The organism is Arthrobacter sp. UYEF36 (assembly GCF_040547025.1).
GTDB lineage: Bacteria > Actinomycetota > Actinomycetes > Actinomycetales > Micrococcaceae > Arthrobacter.
Map to the genome: position 1 here is coordinate 15,120 of NZ_JBEPOX010000018.1, position 12,133 is coordinate 27,252.

Consider the following 12,133-nt stretch of genomic DNA (forward strand, 5'->3'; position numbering starts at 1 on the left):
TTAGAGTGGCGCGCGTCACGGCTGGGTCTTTGCCTCATTTGATTGGCATACTGCTTATTGGACGCATTTTGCGCATTCTGCTCACACCCGAAGGAGGACCGCCGTGGCACGTTTGACCGGCCGGGCTCCCCTGCGGTTCTCCACCCAGACCCTGCTGCTGCAGTTGGGGGTCGTGGCCCTGGTGGTGCTGCTGACCAGCGCCGTCCACGGCTGGCTCACCTACGAGCGGTTGTGGCGCGAGGCGGAGAACCAGGCCCTGACGCTGGCCCGGACCGTGGCCTCGGACCCGGAGGTCCGGGCCGAAGTGCAACAGATCAGCGCCCAGCCCGGGACTCCCCCGGCCGCGGAATTGCTCGCCGGGCCGCTGATGGCCGCCGCGGAGGGCGCCCGCACCCGCACCGGCGCCCTCTTCGTGGTCATCACCGACGAAACCGGCCTGCGGCTCGCCCACCCCGATGCCGAGCGGCTCGGGGAACGGGTCAGCACGGATCCGTCCGAGGCCCTGGCCGGCCAGGAAGTCACCACCCGGAACACGGGAACCCTGGGCCCTTCCGCCGGTGCCAAGGTCCCGGTGTTCGCCCCGGCCACGGACACCGTGGTGGGTGAGGTCAGCGTGGGCTACTCCACGGAGTCCATCAGCCAGAGCCTGTCCCGGGACATCGTCCCGATCGCCCTGACCGCCGCCGGCGCCCTGCTGGTCGGTGTGCTCGCCTCCTTCCTGCTCCGGCGCCGGCTCCAGCGGCTGACTTTGGGCCTGGAACCGGAGGAAATCAGCACCCTGGTCCACGACCAGGTGGCAGTCCTGCAGGGGGTCGACGACGGCGTGATCGGCGTCGCCGCGGACGGCCGGATCAGCGTGTTCAACTCCGCCGCCCAGCGGCTGCTCGGCCAGCCCGACCTCACCGGAACACCGTGGGCCGGGGCCCCGGTGCCCGCCCAGCTGCCCGCCCTGACCCGGGCCGACGCCACGGAAGGCGACGCGGTGGAACTCGTCGCCGACGGGCGTGTGCTGGTGGCGAGCGCCCGCAAGGCACTGCACGGCCGCGAGGACCTGGGCTGGGTGGTCATGCTGCGGGACCGGACCGAACTCCAGCAGCTCACCCGCCAGCTCGACGCCGTGGGCACCATGTCCACCGCGCTGCGGGCCCAGCGGCACGAGTTCGCCAACCAGCTCCACACCATCGCCGGCTTTATGAGCATCGGCCAGCACCAGCAGGCCCGCGACTACCTGGCCCGGCTCGCCGCCACCGGGCCGCTGAAGTTTCCGGTGGACCAGGCCGAGCTGCTCCAGGACCCCTACCTGCAGGCCTTCCTCGGCGCCAAGGGCGTGGAAGCGGACGAACGCGGCGTGACGTTGCGGCTCGGCCCGGAAACCCTGGTCCGGGGCCAGGTCACCGAGCCGCAGGAAGTCACCACGGTCCTGGGCAACCTGATCGACAATGCGGTGAACGCCGCCGTCGCGGGTTCCGCGCCGGAGCGCTGGGTCGAGGTGGAGGTGCTCGACGAGCCCGGCACCGGGGCGGACGGCGGGACGCTGCTGATCGTCGTCGGGGATTCCGGCGACGGGCTGCCGGCCGCTGACGCGGGCGGTCCGGACGCGGTGTTCGCGGAGGGATTCACCACCTCGGACCGCCCGGCCCGGGCGGGGGCCGGCCAGGGCCTGGGCCTCGCGCTGGCCCGGCAGCTGGCACGCCGCCGCGGCGGGGACGTGAAGGTGCTGGCCCAAGGGGCCGCCGGCGGCCCCGGCGCCGTGTTCATGGCAACCCTGCCGGGGACGACGGCGCCCAATGCGACGAAGCCCAACGAAAGGGACAACCATGCCTGAGGACTTCCGGGTGCTGATTGTGGACGACGATTTCCATGTGGCCAAACTGCATGCCGCCTATGTGGACTCGGTGGCGGGATTCCTGGCGCTGCCCCCGGCCGGTTCGGCGTCGCTCGCGCTGCAGGCCATCCACAGCCTGCGCCCGGACCTGGTGCTGCTGGATGTCTACCTGCCGGACGCTTCGGGCCTGGACCTGCTGCACCAGCTGGACGTGGACACCATGATCCTGAGCGCCGCCTCGGACACGGCCTCGCTCCGGCTCGCGTTCCGGCGCGGAGCGCTGGGCTATCTGCTCAAGCCGTTCACGGCCGAATCGCTGTCCCAGCAGCTGCGCTCGTATGCGCGTTACCGGCGGATCCTGGCCCACCCGGGGAACGTCACCCAGGACACGGTGGAACGGGCCAAACGCGCGCTGATCCCCGGGGACGTCATTGCCTCGGCCAAACCCCGGTCCGCCACCGAGGCCGCCGTGCTCGAATCGCTGGAGCCGGGCGAACAGTATTCGGCGGCCGAGGTGGCCACCCGGGTGGGCGTCTCCCGGGCCACCGCCCAGCGGTACCTCTCAGCACTCGCCGACGACGGCGCCGTCGACATCCAGCTGCGCTATGGCACCACCGGCCGGCCCGAGCACCGTTACGGTCTGCCGCCGGCAGCAGGCGGCTGAGCCCCCCCACCCACAAACAACGCGGGGTCACCTACGGCCCGTCCGGGACCCCGGCATGGGCCGTAGGTGACCCCGCGTTGTGGTTAGGGGCTGTTGTGGTCAGGTGCTGATGTCCCGGTTCTTGCGGAAGGCGTTGCGGCGGGCGTGCTCGTGGACGCGGCTGAGGGCCTCGATCTGGGACCGGGCGTCGTCCGCGAGTGCGGTGAACGTGGCCTTGTCGAGTCCGAGCTCGGGTGCCAGCTCCTCCAGGGTCTGCCAGCCGCCGACCTTTCCCAGGATCGCGGCGCGCATCAGCTCGGCCTCCAGCACCATGGTCATCGGGGACCGGCTCACGATGCGCCCGTTGAGCTTGAGCCGGCCGGCGTGCTCGGCGAGCCAGGCGGCGGCCTGGCGGTGCGGGCGCTGCCGCACGCCCAGGTCCTGGATCAGGCCGCGGAGCACCTCGCGTTCCCGGGTGATTTCCGCGCTGACCCGGGACAGGTCGGCGGACACCGGGGTGTCGGCGAAGGCCTCGGCCATGCGCTGGATCCGGGAGACGCCGGCGGTGGCGCCGGTCAGGTGGTCCGAGAGGTACAGACCGAGAAGCTTTTCGTCGATTGAGCCGGGGATGTGCGGTGCCATGGATCCTCCAGGTTGACTTGCCTGCATTTCGATTGACCCAAACCCTACCCCACGGGGGCTGTTCTCCCCGGGGTGGTGCCGTCCGCCGGGCTTACAGTTCCTGGCGGTAGACCAGCAGTTTAATATCGGTATCCGGCACGACCCAGTCACGCTCGGGGGCCCGCTGGAAGCCGGTCTTCTGGTAGAGCCCGTGGGCGCTTTCCCAGGTCAGGCCGGTGGTCAGGGCCACGGCGTTGATGCCGGGCAGCGACCGGGCATGGTCCAGGATGGCGTGGACCATGGCCTTGCCGGCACCGCTGCGCTGCACGGCCGGGTCCACCACGAGCATCCGGAATTCCAGCTCGTCGGCCTCGGCGATGTCCGCGTAGGGTTCGCCGGCGACGGCGAGGGTCACGGAGCCGACGATGCTTCCCGCGCGTTCCGCGACCCAGATGGTGGCTTTCGCATCCCGGCGTGCCACGTCCTGGATCTGCCGCATGTACGGGTGGTCCGCGCTCTCAAAGTAGCCCGCGGCCAGGTAGGCGTCCCGGGTGATACGCGCGATGGCGTCGTAGTCGGCCGGAACTGCGGGGCGGATCAGGATCTGGGGATGCACCTGTCCATGGTACGGGCGGGCGCCCAAGAGGGATCACGGATCGCGGGTTTCCGTGACTGAACTATCACAACGGCGCTGCCCGCCACGGCCGGGCTAGAGCGGGAACTTTCCGGAGAGTTCCAGCGTCCCGGCGCAGGTCCAGGCCGCGAGGCGTTCGTCGTCGGAGGGGCCCCCGGCCAGCGGGCTGGTCAGCCGCGGGCGGCGCACCCAGCAGCCGGCTTCCTCGGCGATCAGGGCGCCGGCGGCGAAGTCGTGTTCGTTGAGGCCCCGTTCACCGTAGGCGTCGTGGGTACCGTCCGCCACGAGGCAGAGGTCAAGGGCGGCGGAGCCGAGCCGGCGGACGTCGGCGAACCCGTCCATGATCCCGCCCAGCGCGGCCGCCTGTTCGGCCCGGACGTCCGGGTCGTAGCTGAAACCGGTGGCAAGGATCTGCCCCGCGCGGCCTGCTACGGGCCCGGTCAGTTGCGTCAGCCGGCCGCCTTCCTCGAGCCAGGCGCCCTGCCCGCGGAGCGCGTAGTACCTCCGGCCCAGCGCCGGGGCGTTGACGACGCCGGCCAGCCAGACGCCGTCGGGGTCGGCCACGGCCACGGAGGTGCCGTAGTAGACGATGTTGCGGATGAAGTTGGTGGTTCCGTCGAGCGGGTCGATGGACCAGCGGTAGCCGCTGGGCGACGCCGGATGGACGGTGCCGCCTTCCTCTCCGGTGATGATGTCGAACGGCCTCGCCGCGGTGATGACGTCCCGGACGGCGGTTTCCGCGGCGAGGTCGAAGGCGGTCACCCAGTCCCCGGCGTCGCCCTTGTTGCTGATGTCCAGCTCGGCTGCGTTCCGGCCGGCCAGGACCGCGGCCCCGGCCGCTGCCGCGTGCTGCGCGAGTTCCAGCAGCGCGGCGGGCAGGGAACCGGAGGTGAGGTCAAGGGCGTCGGCGCTCATTCGGTCACAACTTCCTGGTGGTCTTCTTCGGCATCTTCACGGGCGCCGTCGCCGGCGTCGTCCTGGTTCCCGGTGGCCCCGGGTTCCGTGGAACGTCCCGCCGGGCCGCCGGTACCGTCCGCCGGGCCGTTGGCCAGCAGCGCGCGGAAGCCGTCCTCGTCCAGGACCGGCACACCGAGCTGTTCGGCCTTGTCCAGCTTGGTGCCCGCGTTTTCGCCGGCGACGACGTAGTCCGTCTTCTTCGAGACGGAGCCGGCTGCCTTGCCGCCGCGGATCAGGATGGCTTCCTTCGCCTCGTCCCGGCTGAAGCCTTCCAGGCTGCCGGTCACCACGATGGTCAGTCCCTCCAGGGTCCGGGGCATGGATTCGTCGCGCTCGTCCTCCATCCGGACGCCGTCGGCCGCCCAGGTGTCGACGATCCCGCGGTGCCAGTCCTCGGTGAACCATTCGGTCAGGGCCGCCGCGATCACGGGCCCGACGCCGTCGACGTGCGCCAGTTCCTCTTCGGAGGCCTGCCGGATGGCGTCCATGCTGCCGAACGCGGTCGCGAGGGCGCGGGAGGCCCGCGGGCCGACGTGCCGGATGGACAGCGCCACGAGGACCCGCCAGAGCGGCTGGGTTTTGGCCTTCTCCAGTTCGCGGAACAGCTTCTCCGTGGTGGCCGTGGGCTTGGACGGGGTCTTGGCGGTGCCCTTGCTGAAGAAGTACGGCACCAGCTCGAACTCTCCGGTGGCCACGCCCTTGGACCGCTTTTCCCGCCGGATGCGGACGCCGGCGAGATCCTCGGGGGTCAGCCGGAACAGGTTCGCCTCGGTGGTCAGCGGCGGGGTTTCCGGCTCGGCCGGCTGGGTCAGGGCGATGGCGGCTTCCCAGCCGAGGGCCTCGATGTCGAAGGCGCCGCGGCCGGCGAGGTGGAACACGCGTTCGCGCAGCTGCGCCGGGCAGGAGCGGGAGTTGGGGCAGCGGATATCCACGTCCCCTTCCTTGGCCGGCGCCAGGGGGGTGCCGCAGGCGGGGCATTCGGTGGGCATCACAAAGTCACGGACCGGCGGATCCTGCTGCTCGCGCAGGGCCAGGACGGGCCCGACGATTTCCGGGATGACGTCCCCGGCCTTGCGCAGCACCACGATGTCGCCGATCTTGACGCCCTTGGCCTTGACGACCTCCTGGTTGTGCAGGGTGGCCATCTCCACGGTGGAGCCGGCCACCTTGACCGGTTCCATCACGCCGTACGGGGTGACGCGGCCGGTGCGGCCGACGTTGACCGCGATGTCCAGCAGTTTGGTTTGGACTTCCTCGGGCGGGTACTTGAAGGCGACGGCCCAGCGCGGAACCCGGGAGGTGTAGCCGAGCGCGCGCTGGGTGGCGAAGTCGTCGACCTTGATGACGATGCCGTCGATTTCGTGGGTGAGGCTGTGGCGCTTGTCGCCGTAGCGGGTGATGAATTCCAGCACGTCCGCCAGCCCGGGGAGGACCTGGAAGTACGGGCTGGTGGGCAGCCCCCACTCGGCGAGCTGACGGTAGGTGTCCGACTGGCTGGCCGTGTCGAGTCCCTCGCGGGCGCCGATGCCGTGCACGTACATCCGCAAGGGCCGCTTGGCGGTTTCCGCCGGGTCCTTCTGGCGCACCGAGCCGGCGGCGGCGTTGCGGGGGTTGGCCAGCGGCGCCTTGCCGGCCTCGATCAGGGCCTCGTTGAATTCGGCGAAGGCTTTGGACGGGATGAAGACCTCGCCCCGGACCTCCATTTCGGCCGGGAAGCCCCCGCCGCGCAGCTGCTGCGGGATTTCCTTGATGGTGAGGACGTTGTGGGTGATGTCCTCCCCCGTGGTGCCGTCCCCGCGGGTGGCGGCCCGGATCAGCACGCCGTCGCGGTAGAGCAGGTTGACGGCGAGACCGTCGATCTTGAGTTCGGTAAGCCAGGCCGGCGTCCCGTTGCCGAGTTTGGTGATGTTCGCTTCCGCTTTGGCGATCCACGCCTCCAGTTCCCCGAGGGAGAACACGTCCTCCAGGCTGTACATGCGCTGCAGGTGTTCGACGGCGGCGAAGGCGGCGGACACCTCGCCGCCCACCTCCTGGGTCGGGGAATCGTTGGCCACGAGTTCCGGGTGCATGGCCTCGATCGTTTCCAGCCGCCGGTAGAGCTCGTCGAACTCGGCGTCCGAAATGATCGGCGCGTCCTCCTGGTAGTACGCGAAGCGGTGCTTGCGGACCTCCTCGACGAGGACCTCGTACTCCTCGCGCACGGCCTCGGAGGGGGTGTGTGTTTCGGCTTCTGCTGCAGTGTTCCCTGTGCTCACAGACCTATCCTGCCCTAGAACGCCGACATTGTGGGGCTAGTTCCGGTTCTCGGGAGGCAGTGCGACCTGGAGCTTGCGGACCTTGCCGCGGCCCACGATGTAGCCGCGGCCGGGGATGAAGTCCGTGCTGATCCGGCCCAGCGAGGTGCTGAGCAGGCTGTCGCCGTCGATGTCGCCGGGGTTCAGCAGCAGTCCGCGGCGGCCGGACTTGAAGGGCTGCGCGAGGGACCATGCCGAGGACCAGGTGGAGGTCTCGGATTCGCCCACCACCCACTGTTCGGCCTTGATCGAGGCGGTGATGAGCCGTTCGATCCCGGATTCCGCTCCCGTGTCGGTGAAGTCGGTCAGCCCCTCGATGAAGATCGCGAGCTTGCCCGGCGTGCCGGCGGAGTAGTCCACCAGCTCGTCGAGAGCTTCCTCGACGTCGTCCGCGCCCACCACGGAGCGGTCCCAGAGCTTCAGGGACGCCGCGGCGGAGCGACGGGAGCCGATGTACAGCAGCTCGACGCCGGGGTTGGAGCGGCGCAGCGCGTAGGCCAGGGTCACCAGGGCCACGGTGCGGCCGGAGCCGGGCGGGCCGGCCAGCAGCAGCGGGCCCTTGGCCAGGATTTCGGCGGGCTGGAGCGTCTCGTCGTCGACGCCGACCACCGGCAGGTCCGGGCTGCCGGCGGGCAGGATGTCGAGGTCGATCTGGTCCGGCAGGCGCTCGATCTGCGGGGCGCGTTCGACGCCCTGGCGCAGCATGGCCTCGGTGAGTTTGTGCACTTCGCGGGCCTGCACCGCCAGGTTGGAGTTGCCGCCCAGCACCGCGAGCTGCACCTCAAGGTTGCCCAGCAGGCCGCGGCCCGGAGGCGAGGCCTGGCCCAGGACGTCCTTGGGCACGTCCATCGACAGGTAGTCGTCCTCGGAGGAGAGGCGGAGCACCAGCCGGCGCTGGATCGAGGCCAGCAGCGACGCCGGCACGGAGTTGGGCCGGTCCCCGCTGACCACGAGGTGGATGCCCAGCGGACGGCCGTCGGTGGCGAGCTGCAGGAAAATGTCCCAGAGCGCGGAGAGCTTGCTGTATTCGTAGGCCTCGCGGAAGGCGGACATGCCGTCCACCAGCACGAAGATCCGCTTTTCCTCCGGCCGGTCCGCGAGGGTCCGGTACTCCACGATGGTCGACGCGCGGACTTCCGAATAGCGGGCCGCGCGGTCGTCGGCGAGGTCCCGGAGCCAGCGCAGCAGCCGGCCGACGCGTTCGACGTCGTCGCCGTTGATGATCTCGCCGACGTGCGGCAGCCCATCGAGCATCTTGAGCCCCGAGGAACCGCAGTCGATGCCGTAGACGTTCACCGGCCCGCCGCGCGGGGTGACGGCGGCGGCGATCGCGATGCCGCGCAGGGCCGCTGACTTTCCCGAGCCGCCGGTGCCGTAGATGGCCATGTTGCCGTCCCGGTCCGGTTCGTAGAACACCGTGGGCTGGTCCTGGTGCGCCGGGTCGTCCGCCACGCCCAGGAGCAGGCGTTCGTCCGTGCGGGGGTTCGGCAGCCGGGAGAAGTCGTAGGTCGTGGCGAGTTCGTCCAGCCAGGGCTTGCGCGGCGGGTCGATGGAGAGCACGTCGGCGGCCTTGATGATGTTTGCCGTCATCCGGGCGATGTCGTTCGGGCCTGCCGCCTCTTCCTTCACCGGGGTCTCGGGCGCCGGGGCGGCCCAGGCCGGGCCGGAGCCGAACGCCATTTCGACGATCTCGATCTGCGGCCGCTGCGGCTTCTCGGTGGTCCAGCCGCCGGCGTAGCCGGTCTGGAAACCCTGGATCCGGCCGGGGCCGGTCTTGGCGGCGCCGCGTCCGGGGATGGAGGGGTCAAAATAGGCAGCTGTCGGCACGCCGAGGATGTCGATGGCGTCATCCTCGTCGGCCATCCGCAGCGCCACCCGCAGGTTGGTGTTGGCGCGCAGGCTTTCCTTGATCACGCCGGCCGGACGCTGGGTGGCCAGGATCAGGTGCAGGCCCAGGGAGCGGCCGCGGGCGGCGACGTCCACCACGCCGTCGACAAACTCCGGCACCTCGGTGGCGAGGGCGGCGAACTCGTCCACGATGATGATCAGGTACGGCGGCGCGTCCGGGTCCGCTTCGCGCTGGAGTTCCAGCAGGTCCTTGGCCTTCTTCCGGTTCAGCAGCCGTTCCCGGTAATGCAGCTCGGCCCGCAGCGAGGTCAGGGCGCGGCGGACGAGGTGCGGGGAGAGGTCGGTGACCAGGCCCACGGTGTGCGGCAGGTGCAGGCAGTCCGCGAACGCTGCGCCGCCCTTGTAGTCGACAAAGAGGAAGCTCACCCGGTCCGGGCTGTAGGCCGCGGCCATGCCCATCACCCAGGACTGCAGGAACTCGGACTTGCCGGCGCCGGTGGTGCCGCCGACCAGGGCGTGCGGGCCCTCGTTCTTGAGGTCAAGGTAGAGCGGTTCGATGCCCTTGGAGCCGACCAGGGCCCGGAGCGTGCCGTTGTCCTTGCGGTTGGGCACGGCGGAGGCCCGGACCGAGTTGTTTTCGGTCCAGCGTTCGGCGACGGCCGCCGGGTTGTCCAGGAAGTCCTTGCCGATCAGCGTCGCGTAGGACACGGCGCGCGGCAGGTCGGAGTCGTCCTCCAGCGGCTTGCCGACGTCGACGACCGGTGTGAGCATCCGGGCCAGCTGGGCGGCGAGGCCGGCGTCGAGGCTCTCGCAGCTCACCGGGAAGGTGTGCCGGCCGAGCCGGACCTGGCCGGTGGTGGTGCCGTGGTCGCCGTCGACGGCCATGAAGTCCCGGCAGGCGGCCGGAAGCTGCTGCACGGAGGATGCCACCCACATCACGTGCACGCCCGAGTCCGGGCCGCGTTCGAGGACCCGGGTGAGCCGGCCGCGGTCCACCGGGGCGTCGTCCTCGACGACCACCAGGACGGTGGGCAACAGCGGTTCGGGAAGGTCCGAACCGAGCGGGTCGACGCCGGGCCGCAGAGCCGGGCGCGGGGTCCGGGAGGCGGCCTCACGCTGGTCGATCAGGTCTTCCAGCCGGGACAGCAGGGCCGATCCGCCCCCGGGGCCGGCGGCGAGGTGGTCGCCGCTGAGCGGGCTGTGGCCGGATCCGACGTGCGGGAGCCACTGCAGCCATTCCCAGCGTTCCTTCGACTGCGCCGAGGTGATGGCGGCCAGGACCACCTCCGCGGGCGAGTGCAGCCCGACGAGCTGCAGGACCATACCGCGGGCCACATCGTCGACGAGGCCGCGGGACCCGGCAAGGCCGAAGGAACCGGCGGAGCGCAGCTGCGAGACGATCGGGACGCCTTCGATGTCCCGGAACTGTGCCATGCACTCCTGGATTTCGGCCATGTATTCGGCCTCGGTGTCGCTGCTGTTGGGCTCCTCGAACTGGATCCGCGAGGGCGCGGTGCCCAGCCCGAAGCGCAGGCCCAGGAAGCCCGTGTGCTCGGGCCGGTGGGTCCAGAGCAGCGGACCGAGCTTGTAGATCGAATCGACGGTGTCGCTGACCGAGGGCGCTTCCTGCAGCCGGACCGAGCGTTCCACGTGCTGCCGCCGGGTGATGTCCGTCCGGAAAGCGGCCATGGACTCGCGGAACTGCTTGAGCTGTTCCTTGCGCTCCCGCTTGGCCTGCAGCTTCTGGTCCACGTAGTGGCCCACGATGAACAGCGGCATCATCAGCATAAAGACGACCGAGAGCACGTTCTGCGTGACGGCGAACAGGATACCGCCCATCATCAGCGGCGCGAGCAGCATGATGTACGGGAAGGCGTGATGCTCCTGGCGCTTGGGCCCGGCCGGGAGCATCCGTTTCTGCAGCTCGAAACGCGGCACCACACGCGGGGAACGGTTGAAGTCGATCAGCGGCGAGCTCGGGGCGGAACTGTGGCCGGTGCCGAGCGAGACCACGGAGACGGTGGTGTCGCACAGCGCCACGGTGTCCGAGGAGTTCAGCGTGGCGCGGGTGACCGGCAGCCCGTCCATCAGCAGACCGTTGGCCGAATTCGTGTCCACGATCTCGACGGTCTCGCCGACCGTGATGCGGGCGTGCCGCTTGGAGGTGAGCGGGTCCGTGAGCCGGATGTCGACGTCGCGGTCCCGGCCGATGTAGCTGGTGCCCGACGGCAGCGGGAATTCGCGTCCGACGTCGGGCCCGGACAGCACGCGCAGCGTCGCCGCTGCCGGTCCCCGGTTCGCGCCGGGCGTCGCGAACTGCTCACTGAGCTGGGTCAGCGAGACGATGGAGCCCGGCCGCAGCCCGGATTCCAGCAGGTTGTCCTTGCGGTCCAGGATGCTGCCCTTCATGCCTCCGGCGGCGAAGGCCTCCTCGATGCTGAGGGAAAGGTTCGACGGCGGCGGGGTCCCGCGCCGTGCCGGATCGGCCACCCAGAGCTGGGTGGCGATGTCCGCCACGGTGGCGAGCCCGTCAACGGTGACGGCGAGGTCTTTGGCGTCGGCGGGGTCGCGGCGCAGCGTCAGTCGGATTCTCACGCTTCGTCGGCTCCAGTCACTTTGTCAGCCGTGCGCTCTTCGAGCAGGTACAGGTCAGCCGGGGTCACCAGGTGCGAGGTGACGGCGTGTTCCACGAGCCGCGCGCGGCGGTTGGTGGCGAGTTTCCCGCCGCCGCCGCGCAGGCCGGCGACCCCCACCTTGTCGAGCTTGTCGCACACGTTGTCCAGCTTTCTGTTGAACCGGGTCAGGGCCCAGCCCAGGGTTTTGGCGGCGTCGGCCGAGGACGGGATGGCGCTGAAGCCGGTCCCTTCGCGGCGCAGCATGGGTTCGGCGAGGGCTACGATCAGGGCCTTCTGCGAGTCGGTGAAGAGCACCGGGCCGATCGTCGTGTCCCCGCCGCTGTCCTCCTCCCGGGATTCCTGCCGGAATGCGGGGGTCCGCAGGTGCACGGCGAACTCGTACGTGGTGGGGCCCGCGGTGAAGATGACGTTGGTATGGCTGAAGACCAGCGGAATCCGGGCGCCCGGCGAGAGCCACGCCTGCATTCCGCCGGAGGCATCGGCGATGGTCGCCGAGAGCATACTGCCGACGTTGCTCAGCCACCAGATGCCGTCGTAGCGGGCGATCTGCAGGAACTGCCGGTGCAGGTACGGGTTGTCGTCCACCTCAAGGTCGCCTTCGCGGCCGATGCTGAAGATGTCCTGGTCCGAGGGTTCATGCCACTCGCCGCAGAAATCTATTGCCAGATCCCCCAT

At 70.3% G+C, this 12,133-nt stretch carries 8 protein-coding genes; 2 read left to right on the forward strand and 6 right to left on the reverse strand.

Features of this window, described 5'->3' with window-relative positions:
- Positions 1 to 103 precede the first annotated feature (103 nt).
- A complete protein-coding gene (locus tag ABIB29_RS19300) occupies positions 104 to 1,825 on the forward strand; it encodes a sensor histidine kinase (RefSeq protein ID WP_354174567.1) in 1,722 nt (573 codons plus the stop codon).
- Entirely contained in the window at positions 1,818 to 2,489 is a 672-nt protein-coding gene (locus ABIB29_RS19305; protein WP_354174569.1) for a response regulator, read from the forward strand. Before ABIB29_RS19300 ends, ABIB29_RS19305 begins: the two co-directional genes overlap by 8 nt.
- A gap of 99 nt (positions 2,490 to 2,588) precedes the next feature.
- On the opposite strand, the gene ABIB29_RS19310 is transcribed toward ABIB29_RS19305, so the two are convergent.
- From ABIB29_RS19310 to ABIB29_RS19335, 6 genes are all read right to left on the reverse strand, one after another.
- Positions 2,589 to 3,110, reverse strand: coding sequence for a hypothetical protein (locus tag ABIB29_RS19310; protein ID WP_354174571.1), 522 nt, complete (start codon positions 3,108 to 3,110; stop codon positions 2,589 to 2,591).
- Between the two features lie 91 nt (positions 3,111 to 3,201).
- Positions 3,202 to 3,705: a GNAT family N-acetyltransferase gene (locus ABIB29_RS19315; protein ID WP_354174573.1), complete on the reverse strand. Its 504-nt coding sequence runs from the start codon at positions 3,703 to 3,705 to the stop codon at positions 3,202 to 3,204.
- Positions 3,706 to 3,798: 93 nt separating this feature from the next.
- Positions 3,799 to 4,638, reverse strand: a complete 840-nt coding sequence (locus ABIB29_RS19320; RefSeq protein ID WP_354174575.1) for an inositol monophosphatase family protein — start codon at positions 4,636 to 4,638, stop codon at positions 3,799 to 3,801.
- A complete protein-coding gene (gene ligA / locus ABIB29_RS19325) occupies positions 4,635 to 6,935 on the reverse strand; it encodes an NAD-dependent DNA ligase LigA (protein ID WP_354174576.1) in 2,301 nt (766 codons plus the stop codon). The genes ABIB29_RS19320 and ligA overlap by 4 nt, the downstream gene beginning before the upstream one ends.
- A 36-nt stretch (positions 6,936 to 6,971) precedes the next feature.
- The gene (locus tag ABIB29_RS19330) at positions 6,972 to 11,417 is read right to left on the reverse strand and encodes a type VII secretion EssC family protein (protein WP_354174577.1); all 4,446 of its coding nucleotides are present in this window, start codon (positions 11,415 to 11,417) and stop codon (positions 6,972 to 6,974) included.
- Complete coding sequence (locus ABIB29_RS19335) at positions 11,414 to 12,133, reverse strand: hypothetical protein (RefSeq protein ID WP_354174579.1); 720 nt, start codon at positions 12,131 to 12,133, stop codon at positions 11,414 to 11,416. The genes ABIB29_RS19330 and ABIB29_RS19335 overlap by 4 nt, the downstream gene beginning before the upstream one ends.